The 17,104-nt window shown below is 66.4% G+C and carries 17 protein-coding genes and 2 pseudogenes; 8 read left to right on the top strand and 11 right to left on the bottom strand.

What is annotated here, in order from left to right:
• Nucleotides 1–68: 68 nt before the first annotated feature.
• Nucleotides 69–1,361 (bottom strand): cytochrome P450, encoded by a 1,293-nt coding sequence (locus AB0H00_RS28140; RefSeq protein WP_357272146.1) that lies wholly within the window; start codon nucleotides 1,359–1,361, stop codon nucleotides 69–71.
• A 40-nt stretch (nucleotides 1,362–1,401) separates the two neighbouring features.
• The gene (locus tag AB0H00_RS28135; protein ID WP_357272144.1) at nucleotides 1,402–1,530 is read right to left on the bottom strand and encodes a hypothetical protein; all 129 of its coding nucleotides are present in this window, start codon (nucleotides 1,528–1,530) and stop codon (nucleotides 1,402–1,404) included.
• 1,626 nt (nucleotides 1,531–3,156) lie between these two features.
• Here AB0H00_RS28135 and AB0H00_RS28130 point away from each other — a divergent pair.
• The gene (locus AB0H00_RS28130; RefSeq protein WP_357272142.1) at nucleotides 3,157–4,362 is read left to right on the top strand and encodes a M20 family metallopeptidase; all 1,206 of its coding nucleotides are present in this window, start codon (nucleotides 3,157–3,159) and stop codon (nucleotides 4,360–4,362) included.
• Nucleotides 4,363–4,477: 115 nt separating this feature from the next.
• On the opposite strand, the gene AB0H00_RS28125 is transcribed toward AB0H00_RS28130, so the two are convergent.
• Complete coding sequence (locus AB0H00_RS28125) at nucleotides 4,478–5,371, bottom strand: glycine betaine ABC transporter substrate-binding protein (protein WP_357272140.1); 894 nt, start codon at nucleotides 5,369–5,371, stop codon at nucleotides 4,478–4,480.
• Between the two features lie 244 nt (nucleotides 5,372–5,615).
• On the opposite strand from AB0H00_RS28125, the gene AB0H00_RS28120 reads away from it, so the two are divergent.
• Genes AB0H00_RS28120 through AB0H00_RS28105 form a run of 4 tightly spaced genes read left to right on the top strand, consistent with a single transcriptional unit; the run spans nucleotide 5,616 to nucleotide 9,076 of the window.
• Nucleotides 5,616–6,500 (top strand): ABC transporter substrate-binding protein, encoded by an 885-nt coding sequence (locus tag AB0H00_RS28120; RefSeq protein ID WP_357272211.1) that lies wholly within the window; start codon nucleotides 5,616–5,618, stop codon nucleotides 6,498–6,500.
• An 11-nt stretch (nucleotides 6,501–6,511) separates the two neighbouring features.
• Nucleotides 6,512–7,660: an ATP-binding cassette domain-containing protein gene (locus AB0H00_RS28115; RefSeq protein WP_357272138.1), complete on the top strand. Its 1,149-nt coding sequence runs from the start codon at nucleotides 6,512–6,514 to the stop codon at nucleotides 7,658–7,660.
• 34 nt (nucleotides 7,661–7,694) lie between these two features.
• Nucleotides 7,695–8,363 (top strand): ABC transporter permease, encoded by a 669-nt coding sequence (locus AB0H00_RS28110; RefSeq protein ID WP_357272136.1) that lies wholly within the window; start codon nucleotides 7,695–7,697, stop codon nucleotides 8,361–8,363.
• Nucleotides 8,360–9,076, top strand: a complete 717-nt coding sequence (locus AB0H00_RS28105) for an ABC transporter permease (RefSeq protein WP_357272135.1) — start codon at nucleotides 8,360–8,362, stop codon at nucleotides 9,074–9,076. The genes AB0H00_RS28110 and AB0H00_RS28105 overlap by 4 nt, the downstream gene beginning before the upstream one ends.
• A 96-nt stretch (nucleotides 9,077–9,172) precedes the next feature.
• Here the strand turns inward: AB0H00_RS28105 and AB0H00_RS28100 are convergent, their stop codons facing one another.
• The 5 genes and pseudogenes from AB0H00_RS28100 to AB0H00_RS28080 all read right to left on the bottom strand — a co-directional run bounded on the left by AB0H00_RS28100 (nucleotide 9,173) and on the right by AB0H00_RS28080 (nucleotide 12,467).
• Nucleotides 9,173–10,384 carry an NADP-dependent malic enzyme gene (locus AB0H00_RS28100; RefSeq protein WP_357272209.1) on the bottom strand — a complete coding sequence of 404 codons (1,212 nt, stop codon included), beginning with the start codon at nucleotides 10,382–10,384 and terminating at the stop codon, nucleotides 9,173–9,175.
• Nucleotides 10,385–10,874: 490 nt separating this feature from the next.
• Complete coding sequence (locus AB0H00_RS28095) at nucleotides 10,875–11,132, bottom strand: hypothetical protein (protein WP_357272133.1); 258 nt, start codon at nucleotides 11,130–11,132, stop codon at nucleotides 10,875–10,877.
• 28 nt (nucleotides 11,133–11,160) lie between these two features.
• A pseudogene (locus tag AB0H00_RS28090) lies at nucleotides 11,161–11,298 on the bottom strand (NAD(P)/FAD-dependent oxidoreductase); the annotation flags it as partial.
• Nucleotides 11,299–11,349: 51 nt separating this feature from the next.
• Nucleotides 11,350–11,616 (bottom strand): hypothetical protein, encoded by a 267-nt coding sequence (locus AB0H00_RS28085; protein ID WP_357272130.1) that lies wholly within the window; start codon nucleotides 11,614–11,616, stop codon nucleotides 11,350–11,352.
• A complete protein-coding gene (locus AB0H00_RS28080; protein WP_357272128.1) occupies nucleotides 11,613–12,467 on the bottom strand; it encodes a PHP domain-containing protein in 855 nt (284 codons plus the stop codon). Before AB0H00_RS28080 ends, AB0H00_RS28085 begins: the two co-directional genes overlap by 4 nt.
• Before the next feature lie 80 nt (nucleotides 12,468–12,547).
• Here AB0H00_RS28080 and AB0H00_RS28075 point away from each other — a divergent pair, with 80 nt between their 5' ends.
• Nucleotides 12,548–13,603 carry a magnesium and cobalt transport protein CorA gene (locus AB0H00_RS28075; RefSeq protein WP_357272207.1) on the top strand — a complete coding sequence of 352 codons (1,056 nt, stop codon included), beginning with the start codon at nucleotides 12,548–12,550 and terminating at the stop codon, nucleotides 13,601–13,603.
• 12 nt (nucleotides 13,604–13,615) lie between these two features.
• On the opposite strand, the gene AB0H00_RS28070 is transcribed toward AB0H00_RS28075, so the two are convergent.
• From AB0H00_RS28070 to AB0H00_RS28060, 3 genes and pseudogenes are all read right to left on the bottom strand, one after another.
• Nucleotides 13,616–14,197 (bottom strand): suppressor of fused domain protein, encoded by a 582-nt coding sequence (locus AB0H00_RS28070; RefSeq protein WP_357272126.1) that lies wholly within the window; start codon nucleotides 14,195–14,197, stop codon nucleotides 13,616–13,618.
• A gap of 3 nt (nucleotides 14,198–14,200) precedes the next feature.
• The gene (locus AB0H00_RS28065) at nucleotides 14,201–14,692 is read right to left on the bottom strand and encodes a general stress protein (protein WP_357272125.1); all 492 of its coding nucleotides are present in this window, start codon (nucleotides 14,690–14,692) and stop codon (nucleotides 14,201–14,203) included.
• Nucleotides 14,693–14,734: 42 nt separating this feature from the next.
• Nucleotides 14,735–15,010: pseudogene (locus AB0H00_RS28060) on the bottom strand (CoA ester lyase); the annotation flags it as partial.
• Nucleotides 15,011–15,030: 20 nt separating this feature from the next.
• Between AB0H00_RS28060 and AB0H00_RS28055 the strand changes: the two are divergent.
• Together AB0H00_RS28055 and AB0H00_RS28050 are read left to right on the top strand one after the other, a co-directional pair.
• On the top strand, nucleotides 15,031–16,317 hold the full coding sequence (locus AB0H00_RS28055) for a CBS domain-containing protein (protein ID WP_357272123.1): 1,287 nt from the start codon (nucleotides 15,031–15,033) through the stop codon (nucleotides 16,315–16,317).
• Nucleotides 16,310–16,915, top strand: coding sequence for a DUF1003 domain-containing protein (locus AB0H00_RS28050; protein ID WP_357272121.1), 606 nt, complete (start codon nucleotides 16,310–16,312; stop codon nucleotides 16,913–16,915). The genes AB0H00_RS28055 and AB0H00_RS28050 overlap by 8 nt, the downstream gene beginning before the upstream one ends.
• The last annotated feature ends 189 nt before the right edge of the window (nucleotides 16,916–17,104 follow it).

The following is a 17,104-nucleotide window of genomic DNA, read 5'->3' as shown; positions in this document are numbered from 1 at the left end:
CGCGATGGCGACGAAGAGCGAGCGGAGGAATCAACGCCCGCCGGTAACGGGCATGTGGATGGCAGCCCTTAATTGTTGGTCGGTAACTGGTTGGTATCCAGGAACAGCCCGACGGGTTGCAGATGAGAGGTGAACTGCTCGATGACCTCAGCGCCTGGAGTGGGAGCCAGTTGGTAGCGGCGCAGGATAGCCGCGGTGGACAAGGTGGCGACCGCGTGTACCCAATGAGTTCCCTTGCAGTAACTGGTGCCCAATGAGAACGGCAGGAATGCATTAGCGGGTCCAGCCAGGTCCGGGTCGGCCCAGCGCTCCGGCCGGAAAGCATCGGGGTCGAGGTAGTTGGCAGGATCCCGTTGGATGGGGTACACGGCGATGCGAACCTGCATCCCCGGCTCCAGGTGTTGGTCGCCGATGTCGACCGCCTGGCACGCGACCCACCCTTGGATCCATGCGGTCGGGTAGAGACGCAGAGTCTCGTCCATGGCGTGGCCGGTGGAAATCAGCTCGGCCGGGTTGAGCACTTCGGGCGTCCCGGTCCTACCGAGAACAGCGAAGGCTTCCTGGCGGAGCCGACTCTGATGGTCAGGGTGCTTTGCTAGTTCGTGCAGCATCCACGCGGTGACGAGGCCGGGCCCGGTCTCCACTCGCCACAGGGCATGTGCCACCGCGAAGACCACGCTGCGCAGATCGGTTTGGCCACGTTTGTGGGCGGCGGCCAGCAGAGTCGACAACAGATCGGGACTGTCGACGTCGACACCGCCGCGTCGCCGGTCGACGGCCCGCTGAACGCGGGACCCGATTTCGGCCGCGGCCTGTGCAAAACGGGCCTTCGCATCGGAGTCACCGGGTTGGCCGACGCCACGCACGACACCGGGAGCGGCCGCGCGCATGGTGGTGTGCAGACCAGTCACCAGATCGGCGTCAGGTCCCAGGCAGAGCAATGCTGCCAGCCGGGAGCTGAGTTCCAGCGCGCCCTCCAGGGCAGGCCAACCAGTTGCCGCCGGTGGATGAGCGTCGAGGGCCTCATCGGCCGCGGCCAGCATCGCCGGGGCGAGCTTGCGCACAGAGGCACCCGTCCACGCCGGCGTCATCCACGATTGCACGGTCGCTCGGCCTGGCGGCAGCTCGGTCGATGTCCGCGCGCCGCCGGAGCCATCAGCCGTGTCGACGTAAAACCTGCTCGGAAGAATGTAGGTGCCCCGAGGAGCGCGCAGTACCTCCTCGGCGAGGGCGGCATCGACGATCACCAACGTGGAGGCGTCGTACCACCAACAGCGTGGCAACGGGCGGGTCTCCGGAGCGCGCAGCAGAGAAATCCACCCGCGCTCCCGACGACCCGCCTCCGCGCTCGAGGTGTCCACTAGCAACACCTATTCGACAAAGTAGCTATGATCTGACCGATCAGTCGTGGCTGACCGAGTCCTCGACGAACAATCCTTCCGGTACCCCGGGGCCGTCGGTCACTCCCCACCCGTACTCCCACGTGGGAAGCTCCGTGCGCTCAACAGCCTCAGCCGACACAGCATCCATGATCTTGTCCTCCGTCCTAGCAAACCACCCCAGGTGAATGTTGCTACGTGGCAGCTTCGTTCACATATCACACGTTATCGTGATGGGGGCCTACAGGGTATCGCGACTGTCGCCCCCCTACAACTTTTACTTTTTTGAACCACTTGCCAGGACCTGGGACTCGGCTTCGGCCGTCCACGAGAACACCCAGCAGTCGCTCGACTGCACTTGATCAGCCCCGGGCCTGGGAGGCGCCCGGATGGCGGCAGAGTGGCGAAATAAGGGCTTTACCTGCGATTTCGGTCTACCCTATCGGGCCGGGCCGGCCGCGTGCGGTAGCGATCTTGGTTACCGTGCCGGTCCGTTCCGAAAGTCCTTGCGGTGCCTGCGTTGTCATCGTCTCCCGACCTCCTCGCCGATACCGAGCCGGGCCATGCCCGAGGAGAGGCGGACAACGATCCCGCACTGAACCGCTGATTCCTGCGTGGTTGCTGGAAGTATTGAAGACGCTCGGCGATCCGCCCGAGCAGCGTGGAATCCGCAATCGGGCCGGGCACCGCGCCGGCCCTGGTGCTCGGCGACGCGACCGGCGCGCGGTCGTTCGCCGCGATCACCCAGTGGGCTCCTGACGCGCCTGTGAGCGTCATGGTGCAGCTGCGTCCGACTGGCCGAACGCCGTCGGATGCGACGATCCGCAGGCTGCTACACCAGGTTCCGCGACCCCCTCGACAAGGTGGGTGATGTGTGGATGTGGCTGCGCACCAGCATTATCCGGCGACAGAGGGACGATCGGGTTCGACGGCAAGACCATGCTCGGCACACGTGACACCACGGAACCTGATGCATCCGACAGCCGAGCTGTGCCAGCATGCCGGTCGCGTTCCTACAGATTTCCGTCGGCGCAAACCAGCGAAATAGGTCGTTTGAAGGTGCTTTTGACATGTTTGTACATCACCGGCGCGGTGATCACCCCGATTCCGTGCACTACCAGCGCGACACCACTCGGATGATCACCGACGGCGGTGACCACTACATCGCAGCATCAAGTCTGATCGACACAACGTCCATCAGCGCGTCAAAGCTTCGTCCTGGAAGGGCATTTCGCTGCTGGTGATCTCGGCCGAACACGGTCACGGTCGGCGGACACCCCACACTCTGACGGCGACGGACATCTCCGAGGGCATCGGGTCCCTGGTGCGGCACAGGTGCTGCGACTGACCCGCACCCGTCCGCGGCGCAAGCCCGGCAAACGGATCCGTGAAACCGTCTACACCGCCACCAGCCGCATTGTCGCCGACACACCCCCGCCCAGGTCGCCAAATAGTTGCAGGGAATTGGAAGATCGAGGATCAGCCGCACTGGGTCCGCATGGTTTCCTTCGATGAGGGCCGCTGGCGAATCCGCACCGGTCCACTCCCGCACGGGATGGCTCTCTCCGCGACATCGCCATCGACCTACTCCGGCTGGTCGGGCACACTGATATCACCGCCGCGCCGCGACACCACACCCACGAGTTCGACCGGCCCGTCGAATTACCGCTCACCTGCCGACCCTGGGATCGCCCCTGGACTCGACCACCTTCGGGTGTAAAGATCCCTGGTAACGAAACGCTCACAAGATAGCGCAGAGGGACACCAGGAGATACATGTGAACCTATTGGACGACGCTCGTGAAATGGGTCCCGAACTTCGGCATCTACGCCGAGAAATACACCGCGACCCGGAGGTCGGCCTCTCTTTACCGAATACCAGAGAGAAAGTTCTCAAAGCTTTGGATGGCGTTCCTGTGGAAATATCGACCGGGATCGAGAGTACCTCGATCACGGCAGTACTTCGCGGAACAGCCGAGTCTCCGTCTGATGGTGAGCGAAGCACAGTCCTCTTGCGCGGTGACATGGATGCGCTACCAATTCGCGAGCAGTCCGGTGAAGACTTCGCTGCGACGAACGGCGCGATGCACGCCTGTGGCCACGATCTGCATACCACCGCGTTGGTAGGCGCCGCGCACCTACTGGCCGCACAGAGAAACCGGCTCTCGGGCGACGTGGTATTCATGTTTCAACCCGGCGAAGAAGGGTGGAACGGCGCCGAGACAATGATCCGAGAAGGAGTGCTCGATGCCGCGGGACGACGGGCCGACCATGCCTACGCTATTCACGTCTCGGCTAGCCAGTCTCCCAACGGTCTGGTGGTCAGCCGTCCCGGAGTAGTGCTGGCCGCTGCTTATACGCTCGAGGTTACGGTCTCCGGCCCGGGTGGACACGGTGCGATGCCGGACAAGACAAGGGACCCGATCACCGCGATTGCCGAGATGATCGGCGCGCTGCAGACTGCGGTTACCCGGAATTTCAACGTATTCGATCCAGTCATACTTACGGTCGGCACGTTACATGCGGGTACTCGTCACAACATCATCCCAGAGGTCGCATCATTCGAAGCGACCGTCCGCACGTTCTCCTCTGATTCAGAGCCCAGATTACGAGAGATATTCACCCGCTGTCTCAAAGGTCTGGCTATGGCGCATGATGTCGATATCGACATTCGGTTCGAACCAGAGTTCTCGGCAACAGTCAACGACTCCGGTGAGGTCGAGTTCACCGCTGATGTGGTCCGAGAACTACTGGGAGAGCGGCGTTATGCCACAGCGCCGCACCCGATCAACGCATCGGAGGACTTCTCCTTGGTACTGGATGCCGTGCCCGGTGCAATGCTACTGTTCGGCGCTTGTCCGCCGGACGCGGATCCCGATCGTGCACCGGGAAACCATTCTCCATCGGCCCGATTCGATGACGCAATACTGCCGGAGGTTGCCGCGTTGTTATCAGGGTTTGCCATGGGTCGATTGACCGAGTAGTGAGTTCGAGCTCGTCGCCACAACGGTTGGCGACCGTCGTGCGCCAGCGGCCCGCTCGACGGCCCATCCGAAGGTCCCCAGAGAAGCGGATCATGTGCCTGGGGACACCCGGGACCTACAACGCGTGCTCGTCCAACCAGGCGCGTGCGACCTCGCCCGGCGCGGCACCATCGTCCCGGACCCGACGGATCATGACGGCCAGGTCCTCCGTCCGCAGCTCGCCCGCGACATAATTCAGCTTCTTGATCTGCCGCTGGTCGAGCAGTCCCTTGCGGAACAGCGGCAGCACGTTCTCGGCGCGCAGTGCGTAGTCGTCGTCGGACAGAGCGGCGAGCCCGTCGGTGGCGCCGGGAGCGAGTTCGGGTGGACCGGTCAGCAAACCGACTTGAATCTGCCCGTCCAGCAATGCCCTTCGCAGCGCGGCCGAATCCGGAAACGCCGCGGTCGCCGCGAAGTCGCATCCGGTGACCCGATCGAGTCCGGCCGGCAGCGGCAGCAGTCCGGGGGCGGACGCCACGCCGACGGTCAGCTCACCGCAGCGCGGTGCCAGATCGTCGACGGATCGCACGTTGTCACGCGCCGCGGCCTGCTCGGTCAATAGCACCCGTGGCCGCAGATCGGCACCGTCTGCGACATCGGAAACCAGTAGTCCCTCGGGCAGCGCGGCACTCAGCGCGCTCGCCACCTTCGCGGGCAGGCGATCGGCCGCATGCTCGTCGAGATGGGCGAGCAACGCGCCGGTGTGCTCCCCCACCACATCGACCCGCCCCGCGTCGAGCGCGGCGAGGTGATCCGAGCGACCACCCAGACGCGATTCGACCGCGGTCCGCGCGCCTGTGCGCGCCAGCGCGCCCGCATAGATTTCGGCGAGCAAGGCGGACTCCACCGAGTCGCCTGCGCCGACCGTGATCAGCCGCCCCGAATCGTCGTTCCCGCAGGATACGACCAGCGCGACGGCCGCGACCACCAGAAATTGCGCGACCATCCGTACCGACGTGGCCAACATCATACGGCGACACCAACTCTCCGACGGACCGACTCAGCCAACAGGAACACCCGGAAGCGGGCAGTATGGACACCCTGAATGTACCGGTGGACGCACGGCCTCCAGACCGCGCACCGCCCGCCATGCCGGAAGGACTCCCGTGAAATCCACCCGCACCACCGATGCCGCCAGGCACGGGCGCTCCGCGCTGCGCATCGTGTTGCGCGCCTCGCGCGTCCTTGCTGCCGCCGCCGCCCTCGCCGTCGCGATGATCCTGTCCTCCTGTGGCAATTCCGATCCGCTCGGGGCCAAGGGCAGCTGCGAAGGCGAAGGCCTGATCGTCGGCTCAGCGAACTTCCCGGAGTCCGAGACCATCGCCAACGTGTACGCGGAGGTGTTGCGGGTGAACGGATTCACCGTGGACACCAAGCTCAACATCGGCAGCCGGGAGGCATATATCCCCGCGCTGCGGCAGTGCGCCATCTCGGTGATCCCCGAGTACACCGGCAACCTGCTCCAGTACCTGGACGAGAACGCGACGGCGACCACCGCCGCCGACGTGGACAGCGCGCTCGGCAAGGCGATCGGCTCCGACCTGGCCATCGGCACCCCTGCCCCTGGCGAGGACTCCGACGCGGTCGTCGTCACCCGCGCCACCGCCCAGCGCTGGAACCTGCGCACTATCGCGGATCTGGCCGCGCATTCGGCCGAGGTGAAGTTCGGCGCGCCCGCCGAATTCCAGGAGCGCCCGGTCGGTCTGCCCGGCCTGAAGAAGAACTACGGCCTCGACATCGCCGCGAACAACTTCGTGCCGATCGCCGACGGCGGCGGGCCCGCCACGGTGCGCGCACTGGTGGACGGGCAGGTGACCGCCGCCAATATCTTCACCACCTCGCCCGCCATCGTGCAGAACGACCTGGTGGTCTTGGCGGATCCGAAGCACAACTTCCCGGCGCAGAACATCGTCCCGCTGGTCAACGCGGCCAAGAAGTCGGACAAGGCGCTCGCCGCACTGAATGCGGCGTCGGCCGCGCTGACCACCGCCGAGCTGATCAAGCTGAACGACGCGGTCTCGGGCCCCAGCAAGACCGAGCCCAAGGCCGCGGCCGTGGCCTGGGTGGCTGCCCAGGGGCTGAACAGGCCGAACGGATAGGAGAAACAGCGTTGTCCGATATCGAGTTCTCCGGTATCAGCAAGACCTATCCGGATGGCACGCATGCCGTCACCGACCTCGATCTGCGCATCGAATCGGGTTCGTTCACCGTGTTCGTCGGTCCGTCCGGCTGCGGCAAGACCACCTCCATGCGGATGATCAACCGGATGATCACCCCCAGCTCAGGCACGATCACCGTGGCCGGACAAGATATTTCGACGGTCGATCCGGTCCGGCTGCGCCTCGGCATCGGGTACGTGATCCAAAGCGGCGGGCTGCTGCCGCACCGCACGGTCCTCGACAACGTGGCCACCGTTCCGGTGCTGCGCGGCGACTCGCGCCGCGCTGCCCGGTCCACGGCCCTCGAGGTGCTGGACCGGGTCGGTCTGGACCGGTCACTGGCCGGGCGGTATCCGGCGCAGCTGTCCGGCGGTCAGCAGCAACGCGTCGGCGTGGCGCGCGCGCTGGCCGCCGACCCGCCGGTTCTGCTGATGGACGAGCCGTTCAGCGCGGTCGACCCGGTGGTGCGTGCCGAATTGCAAGTCGAAATGCAAAGACTGCAAGCCGAACTGCACAAGACCATCGTGTTCGTCACACACGACATCGACGAGGCGATCACCCTCGGCGACCGGGTAGCGGTGTTCGGCCGCGGCGGAGTGTTACAGCAACACGACCCTCCGCGGCATCTGCTCGCCCAGCCCGCCACCGATTTCGTCGCCGATTTCGTCGGTCGCGACCGCGGGTATCGCGGCTTGTCCTTCCGCATCGCCAACGACGTGCCGCTGCAGGAGATCCGGACGGCGGTGGCCGACGAGGTGAGTACGCTACGGCTGGACCGCGGGGATTGGGTGCTGGTGGTCGACGCGACCAGCAAGCCGATCGGCTGGGTGGACGTGACCGGCGTCGAGGCGCTGCGCTCCGGACGTTCGCTCGCCGACAGCATGTCCGCGGGCGGCTCGCTGTTCACCCCAGCCGGCGACCTGCGCCAAGCGCTGGACGCCGCGATCTCCTCTCCATCCGGAATCGGGGTCGCGGTGGACGATGCGGGGGCAGTCCGCGGCGGCGTACTGGCCACCGAGGTGGTGCGGCAGTTGGCGAACCAGCGCGCGGACGAGGACACCGAACGCAACCGACACTTCTTCGAACAGGAAGCGCGGTGAGCGGCGGCCGGATGCCCGAGATCCGGAGGACGGCATGAAGTATCTCGTCGACAACTTCTCGGAGATCATGGGTTTCACCGGAACCCATCTGTATCTCGCGCTGGTGCCGCTGCTGCTGGGGTTGGTGATCGCGATTCCGGTCGGCGCACTGGTGCGCCGCGTGTCGTTGCTGCGGCGGGTCACGGTGACCGTGGCGAGCCTGGCCTACACCATCCCCTCGTTGGCGCTGTTCGTGATCATCCCCCCGCTGGTGGGAATTTCGGCCATCGATCCGCTGAACGTGATCATCGCGCTCACCATCTACTCGACGGCGCTGCTGGTGATCGCCGTCCCCGCCGCCCTGGATTCGGTGCCCGCCACCGTGCTCGACGCGGCCGACGCGGTCGGCTTCGGCTCGCTGCGGCGCACACTCACCGTCGACATGCCACTGGCCGTCCCGGTGTTCGTGTCCAGCCTGCGGGTGGTGGTGGTCACCAACATCGCCATGGTGTCGGTCGGCGCGCTGATCGGCGTCGGTGGGCTCGGCAAGCTGTTCACCCAGGGGTATCAGCGCGACTATCCGGACGAGATCATCGCGGGCATCATCGTGACGCTGGCGCTCGCATTGATCGCCGATCGGGTGGTGTATGCGCTCGGACGTTGGTCGACACCGTGGGTGCGCGCCGATGCCAGGACCTCGAACGCGAAAGCCGCTGCCGCATGAATCTTTTCCTCGACGCCTGGCACTACCTCACCGACGGTGCGAACTGGAACGGCCCAGCGGGCATCGGCAGCAGGATCGCTCAGCACCTCTGGTACAGCTTCCTGACCATCGCCATCTCCGCGGTGATCGCGCTCCCGCTCGGCTTGGTCATCGGCCACACCAGGCGGGGAGCGGCGGTGCTGGTCGGCTTCGCCAACGCCATGCGCGCCCTGCCGACACTCGGTCTGCTGACCTTCCTGGTGCTGCTGCTCGGCCTCGGCCTTATCCCGCCCCTGCTGGCACTTATCACGGTCGGCGTACCGCCGCTGCTGGCCGGCGCCTACGCCGGGATCGCCAATGTCCCGGACGATGTCGTGGACGCCTCGCGCGCCATGGGCATGACCGAACGCCAGATCCTGTTCCGCGTGGAAGTGCCCAACGCCCTGCCCATCCTGCTCACCGGTCTGCGTGGCGCCACCCTCCAGGTGGTCGCCACCGCGACCATCGCTGCCTACGTCAACCTCGGCGGGCTCGGGCGCTACATCTTCGACGGCATCAGTCTCTACCGCTACGACCGCGTTCTGGTCGGCGCCCTCTTGGTGGCGGTGCTCGCGATGCTGCTCGACGGCTTGCTCGCCTTCACGGTGTGGGCCGGCGCACCGGGGACCGGCCGCTTGCGCCGGCCACCTCGTCTGGCCGTCGCTCCCGCGGTCGAGTTGCAGGCTGCGGACTGACTCCCGTAGGCCGCAACACATCGGATTCGATACGAACGACCGAGGCGCCCCGCTCGATTCGAGCGGGGCGCCTCGGTCGATACGCGGAGAAGCCGGTCAGGCAATGCCCTCGACATGGGCAGCCGCGACGCCCTCGGCATGGGCAGCTGCGGCGACGGCCTCGGCGACGGCCGGGGCGACCCGGGGGTCCAGTGGGCTGGGGACGATCTTCTCGGGGCCCAGTTCGTCGGCGACGACGCCGAGGATGGCGTTGGCGGCGGCGATCTTCATGCCCTCGGTGATCCGGCGAGCACCCGCGTCCAACGCGCCCTTGAAAACGCCGGGGAACGCCAGCACGTTGTTGATCTGATTCGGGAAGTCGCTGCGGCCGGTGGCCACGATCGAGGCGTACTTGCGCGCCACCTCGGGGTGGATCTCCGGGTCCGGGTTGGACATGGCGAACACGATCGACTCCGGCGCCATCGAAGCGATGAGCTCCTCGGCGATCAGGCCGGCGGACAGGCCGAGGAACACGTCGGCGCCCGCCAACGCTTCGGCGGCGCTTCCGGTGAGCCCGCGCGGGTTGGTGCGGGTGGCCAGCTCGGCCTTCACCTCGTTGAGGTCACCGCGGTCCTTGCCGACGATGCCCTTCGAGTCCAGCACGGTGACGTCCAGGACGCCTGCGGCAAGCAGGATGTTCGTGCACGCGACCCCCGCCGCGCCCGCACCGGACACCACGACCTTCAGGCCCTGGATGTCGCGGCCCTGCACCTTGGCGGCACCATTGAGGGCGGCGAGCACCACGATCGCGGTGCCGTGCTGGTCGTCGTGCATGACCGGGCAGTCCAGCGCTTCGATGACTCGCTTCTCGATCTCGAAGCAGCGCGGCGCGGAAATGTCCTCCAGGTTCACTGCGCCGAAACTCGGACGCAGGCGGATCAGCGTCTCGACGATCTCGTCGACGTCCTTGGTGTCCAGGACGATCGGGATCGAGTTCAGGCCGGCGAACTTCTTGAACAGCGCGGCCTTGCCCTCCATCACCGGCAGCGAGGCGCGCGGGCCGATGTCCCCGAGGCCGAGCACGGCGGTTCCGTCGCTGACCACGACCACCAGTCGATCCGTCCAGGTGTAGCGCTTGGCCAGCGCCTCCTCCTGCGCGATCGCGCGGCTGACCTGGGCGACACCCGGCGTGTAGGCGATCGAGAGGTCGCGCTGGGTCTCCAAGGGCGCGCTGAGTTCGACCGAAAGTTTGCCGCCGAGATGACCCGCGAAAATTTCGTCGTGTGTGATTTCGGAAAGGTTTGCGGTGGCATTCGGTGCGTCAGTCACAGGTGACACGATTTCACTCCTGCTCGGGTCGGGCTAAACCGGGGGACGGTTACCACCGGGTAATAGGTATAAGTGGATTCACTGCGCTCATCGAATGCGCTGACCGGGACGTTTCGAGGCGGCTGCGAGCAAAACGAACACGGCTCGCCGATATCTCGATGACGTGTCACGGCACTGATGCGCGGAGCAAGAAGGACGGGTGGTCCGGACAGAACATGCGGCGTGATCCTCGAGTCGCGACGGTGCCTCGCGAGGCGGAGATCTCCGTAGCTCCCCTACCCGGCGGTGGCATAAGTAAGGAATCCGCACATTCTGCCAGCCTGACAGGGAAGTTGCCAAACCTGGTATGCCCTGGGCCGTGTCGCGCGCCATCACCCCACGGTAAAGGCCTCAAAATTGCCCTGGGTCCGCGGAAACTCGCACCGCACGGCCACTTGCCCAGTGAGCTGTCACACCATGCGGCGCCGAGCCGGTGTGAGATCTGGGCGGCTTACGCGACGATGTCCCGCGCTGCTCCCGACGCTCTTCCCGCGATATCCGGACGCACCCACACACTGCGAATCCCACCGCACGTCAGGCGCACCCGCCAGTTCTCGGCCGCACCGGGATGGTCGGTGCAGCGGTGCACGCCGCGGCTCTCGGTCCGCATCAGCGCGCTGTATTCGGTGTACCGCGCCACCGCGAGCAGTGCGGCGGCCTGTCTGACGTGCAGCCGGTCCACACCACTACCGCCGAGATCGAATTCCAATCCAGTTCCACAGCGAAGTGGTGCCGAACGCCGTCGGCCCACTCGAGCCGCATCGCGCTTTGTCGGCGAGGACGACACCGGCCCCAGCGGCGGCGGCCGAGACGGCCGCCCAGGCCCCGGCGGGGCCACCACCGAGAACCAGTACGTCCGTCTCGAGTTCACTCATACAGAGAAATGCTCGGCCACGATTCACCCGGCCGCAACCAATACCGCGACCTCAGCTCCACCATTGTGTCCAAAGCAATACGCCTGCCATGACGAAAACAAGTGCGGATCCGGAAAGGGCCGCGAAACCCCGGCGCCTATCCGAATACATCTGCGCCGCGACGACTATCGCGGCGATCACGGCATGCCAGGCGACCGACTCCCCGCCGGGTCCTGGGAACCCGCGCCGGTCCGCGATCACCGAGGCGCCGACAACGACGAGCATGAGTACGAAGGTGCCGGCGGCAACGATTCCGCTGAGCCCACGCACCACTCTCACGAGGCGATCACCGGCACCCCGGTCGCCTTGCCGACCAACTTCTCGAATTGGGCGGCGTCGGTGGTGAATTCACCGAGCCGGATGGTCTTGTTCGCGCCGTGGTAGTCCGACGAACCGGTGGTGAGCAGACCGAGTTCGGCGGCCAAGTCGGTCAGCAGCGCACGATCGGCCGCCGAGTGGTCGGGATGATCGATCTCCAGACCGCCCAGCCCCAGGGTGGCCAGCTCGCGGATATCCGAGAGCGCTAGCAACCTGCCCCGCTTGCGCGCCCTGGTGTGCGCGAGCACGCTCACTCCACCGGCGGTGGCGATCATCTCGACCGCGCGACGCAGGGGCGTGTCGGCCTTCTCCGCGTAATAGCGACCGTGTGGGGCGAGCAGCTCGGTGAACGCGGCGTCCACGCTCGGCACCACGCCCGCCGCCACCAGTGCGCGCGCCAGATGCGGACGGCCCGCCGACGGCCCGGCCGAGGCGAGCACGGCATCGGGGTCGATCGGCAATCCGTCGGCCGCCATCCGCTCCGCCATGGCACGCAGGCGCTCCACCCGCTCGGCGCGCAACCGCTCACGTTCGTCGGCGAAACAACGATCGGCCGGATCGAACAGGTAGGCGAGCAAATGCACGGGAACCGGCCAGCCGTCCGCGCCGAGCCCGACGCAGGACATTTCCATGCCGCGGACCAGCGTCATCCCCTTCGGTAGCGCGTCGACTGCCTCCACCCATCCGGCCGTAGTGTCGTGGTCGGTAATCGCGACGACGTCCAAGCCGGCGGCGGCCGCCTTCCGTACCAATTCGGCCGGAGTGTCGGTACCGTCGGACGCCGTCGAATGGGTATGCAGGTCGATGCGCACGTTCCCAGTCTTACAGTTCGCGGATCCGTGCCCACACACGCAGGCGACGTAGCATCGTCACCGTGCCCTCCTTTTCCCCACTGTCATTTCGCGGATACGGCCGTACGCCGACATCGCCGGGAGTGCCTCCGGTACCGACGGCGCGTGCGATCGTGGACTGCGCGGTGTACGTGGAAGGCAAACGGCTGCCCGGCCGGTTCAGCCACGAAGAGGCGTTGGCAGAAGTCCGCGGCAAGGGAACCGGATATGTCTGGGTCGGTCTGCACGATCCGGATCGGACGCAGATGGCCGACATCGCCACCGCCTTCGGACTGCACCATCTGGCCGTGGAGAACGCGGTGAAGACCCATCAGCGGCCGAAATTGGAGCGCTACGACGACCTGCTGCTGCTGGTGTTGCGCACCGTGAGCTACGTCGAGCATGACATGGACAGCGTCAGCGAGATCGTGGAGACCGGCGAGATCGTCGTGTTCACCGGCGCCGACTTCGTTGTCGCGGTACGACACGGGGAGCACTCGGGGCTCGCCGAGGTGCGCAGGGCGTTGGAGGAGGACCCGGCCCAGTTGTCGCTCGGTCCCGGCGCGGTATTGCACGCGATCGCCGATCGGGTGGTCGACTCCTACATCGAGGTGGCCCAATCGGTGGAGAACGACATCGATTCGATGGAAGAGGAAGTCTTCACCCCGCACAGCCAGGTCACCGTCGAATCGATCTACCAGCTCAAGCGCGAGGTCGTGGAGCTGCGGCGCGCGGTGAATCCGCTCGCCGCGCCGTTGCAACTGCTCAGCCACAAACCGGAGCTGCCGGTGTCCAAGGAGGTGCGGCGCTATCTGCGTGACGTCGCCGAGCGCCACACCACCGTCGCGGAGCGCATCAACGACTTCGATGAGGCGCTCAGTGCGCTGATCAGCGCCGCGCTGGCCAAGATCGGTGTGCAACAGAACACCGATATGCGCAAGATCTCGGCGTGGGTCGCGATCGCGGCCGTGCCGACGATGATCGCGGGTATCTACGGCATGAACTTCGATCACATGTGGGAGTTGCACCAAGTCTGGGGTTATCCGGCGGTGTGGCTGCTCATCGTCACCATATGCACGGGCCTGCTCGTCACCTTTCGCCGCAACAAGTGGCTGTAGCTCGACGCCGGCTCACAGGCTCGCGGCGCCCCGTTCCGGATCGCGCACGTCGATGCCCGCCTCCCGCCACGCGTCCCGCAGTGCCTGTGCGCCGCGTACCCGCACCCACGCCGCCTCGGTAGCGGTCACCGGCGTCACCGCGAAGTACCGCACCGGCTCGGCCGGTTCGGGCAGGACTACGTCGGGGATGTCACTGCCGCCGAGCAGGACCGCGGTGAACGGCGCGTTCCGCCACATCGGCTCACCCAGGTCCATCAGCGCATCCGCCTGCAGCACAACGCCTTCCACCGCGGGCGCGGCGGCGAGCACACCCAGCGACTTGGCCAGCCCCGAGCTCGCGCCCACTCCGGACCGCAGGGTCAACACCAGTTCGGCTCGCGCCCCACGCACCGGATCCGCATGCAGCGCCGTGGGATCGCCCATCGGATGCCGGGATCCACCCAGTGTGACGTAGTGCACCACATCGCCCTCGACGATGCGCAAGATCTCGATCGGTTCCAAGCCGAGAAACGTCACCGACGCCGAATCGATGCTCGCCTGGTCCACCCCGAAATGGCCCAGCACCCCGGTGCGGACCGCCTCCGTCACTTCCATATGTCAGATAGCCAACCGAGCGAGCAGGTCACGCGCCTGCTCGGCCGACTTCGGGTCGCACAACACGTCGTAGCGGCCCGCGACCAACTGCATGGTGGACGCGAAATCGCGCTGTCCTCTGGTCGCCGCGTACGGAATCGAGGTCGAGATGACGCCGAAGATGATGCCGCCGATCAGGCCGACGAGCAGCGGACCCAGCGCGCCACTCGTGGTGAACAGACTCAGCAGAAGACCGAGGAACAGGCCGAGCCAGGCACCCGACACCACGCCGCCGCCGATGACCTTGCCCCAAGTCAGCCGGTAGAGGACCCGCTCCACCTGCATCAGATCGACGCCGACGATGGTCACGTCCTGCACCGGGAACTGGTTGTCGGCCAGGTAATCCACCGCTTTCTGCGCCTCGGCGTAGGTCGGGTAGGAGCCGACCGGCCAGCCGGTGGGCGGCGTCGGCAGGCCCTGCCGAGCACGGTTGGAGTTCCCCATGGGATTCGTCATCTCTCTATTCTGCTATTTCGACCGCTGCTCCGGTGGTGTGAATCACGTGGTGCGCGTCATTCCGGCGGCGCGGCCCTGCTGCGCGATCGCCTGCGCCATCTTGGCGCTCGCCTCATCGATCATCTCGTCGCCGAGCATCACCGCGCCCCGCGCACCCCCCACCACCGAGGTGTGGAAGGCGTACGCGTCCAGAATCAGCTCGGCGCGATCGTAGTCCGCCTGGCGCGGGCTGAAGATCTCGTTCGCCGCCTCGATCCGGCCGGGATGCAGCACCCACTTGCCGTCGAAGCCGAGCGCAGCGGTGCGCGCGGCCGCCCGCGAACCTCTAGCCTGGCAGCATGGCAGCTACCAGGGTGTACGTCGCCAGGCTTGCCGGCCTGGTGGTGTTGGGACCGGACGGCGAGTCTATCGGCCGGATCCGCGACGTCGTCGTGGCCATCCGGTATGACCGTCAACAACCCCGGGTGCACGGCCTCGTCGTCGAATTGCCCACCCGGCGGCGCATTTTCGTGCCGATCCTGCGGGTCACCGCGATCGAGCCCGGCGTTGTCACGCTGAACACCGGAACGGTGAGCCTGCGCCGGTTCACCCAGCGCCCCGGCGAAATGCTCGCGCTGGCGCAGATCGTGGATTCCACGGTGCGGGTGCACGACCCGGATCTGCCGGACCTGGACGGCGTGGACGTGCACGTGGTCGATCTCGGCATCGAGCAGATTCGTACCAGAGACTGGCTGGTCACCAGGGTCGCGGTGCGCGGCCACCGCAGGCTGGGGCGCCGCCGCACCGTGCACGTGGTCGACTGGACCATGGTGTCCGGCCTGACCCCGTACGAAATCGGCAGGCCGGGACAGGAGGTCACCCAGCTGCTGGAACAGTTCGAGGGGTTGCGTGCGGCCGACGTCGCACATCTGCTGCGCGAGCTGCCGGAGAAGCGGCGCGTCGAGGTGTCCGTCGCGCTCGACGACGAACGCCTCGCCGATGTCGTGCAGGAGTTGCCCGATGACGAGCAGGTCGAACTGCTCAGCCATCTGGAGGTGCGCAGGGCGGCCGACGTGCTGGAGGCGATGGACCCCGACGACGCCGCCGACCTACTCGGCGAGCTGCCCGAGGGCGAGGCCGAATCGCTGCTCGCTCTGATGGATCCGGAGGAATCCGAGCCGGTCCGCAGGTTGCTAGAGCACTCGCCCTACAGCGCGGGCGGTCTGATGACCCCGAAGCCGGTCATCCTGACACCGGCCACCACGGTGGCCGAGGCACTGGCACGGGTGCGCAATCCCGATCTGACTCCCGCGCTGGCCTCGATGGTCTTCGTAGTCCGTCCGCCCACCGCGACGCCGACCGGCCGATACCTCGGATCGGTGCACATCCAGCAGCTACTTCGGGAACCGCCTGCCCATCTGATCGGCGGCATCCTCGACGCCGACCTCGCGCCGCTGCACCCCGACGTCCCGCTGGCCGCCGTGACGCGCTACTTCGCGACCTACAACCTGGTCTGCGGGCCGGTGGTGGACGAGGAGAACCACCTGCTGGGGGCGGTCAGCGTCGACGACGTGCTCGACCACCTGCTACCCGACAACTGGCGCGACGAAGAAGAGATACACGATGGAGTGCCTGGGCATGAGTGACAAGGACCCGGCACGGGGGCTCGGCTACAGCAGCGCGCGCCAGCGCTTGGAGACGCCCATGAAAACCCGGTTCCGATGGGACTGGGACGCCGAGGCAGTGGCCCGCAGCAGCGAGCGGGTGGCGCGGTTCCTCGGCACCGGGCGCTATCTGGCGATCCAGACGATCGTCGTGATCGTCTGGATCGCCCTCAACGTCTTCGTGGTCGCGCTGCGGTGGGACCCGTATCCGTTCATCCTGTTGAATCTGGCGTTCTCCACCCAGGCCGCCTACGCCGCGCCGCTGATCCTGCTCGCGCAGAACCGGCAGGACAACCGCGACCGGGTCGCGCTGGAGGAGGACCGGATGCGGGCCGCACAGACCAAGGCGGACACCGAGTTTCTCGCCCGCGAACTCGCGGCATTACGCCTCGCGGTCGGCGAAGTGGCCACGCGTGACTACTTGCGCCGTGAATTGGAAGAGATGAAGGAGATTTTGGACCGGATCGACGCCGCCGAATCTCGGGACCAGGAGACGCACGCGGAAAAGTCCGCTCGCAAGAAATCCTCCGGCCGAAAGCAGTCCGCGGTTCCGGTTTCACCGCCCGACGCCGATGATTGACCGAAAATACCGAACAATCATCTGACCGGTGGGTAACCTGGACAGCGTTGTCCTGAGCGGCCCGGGCCGGGATGTCCCGGACAACCGCTCCCCGCGACGTCGAGGATGGTGTGGCCGAATGCGTATTTCTGCTCCGATAACCGTCTCGGCCTTGGTTGTTGCTGGTGTGGTGGTGAGTGGTTCGGCGGC

The organism is Nocardia sp. NPDC023852 (genome assembly GCF_040639505.1).
Classification (GTDB): Bacteria; Actinomycetota; Actinomycetes; order Mycobacteriales; family Mycobacteriaceae; genus Nocardia.
Note: the sequence above shows the minus strand (reverse complement) of the source record. Positions and strands in the feature narration are given on the sequence as shown.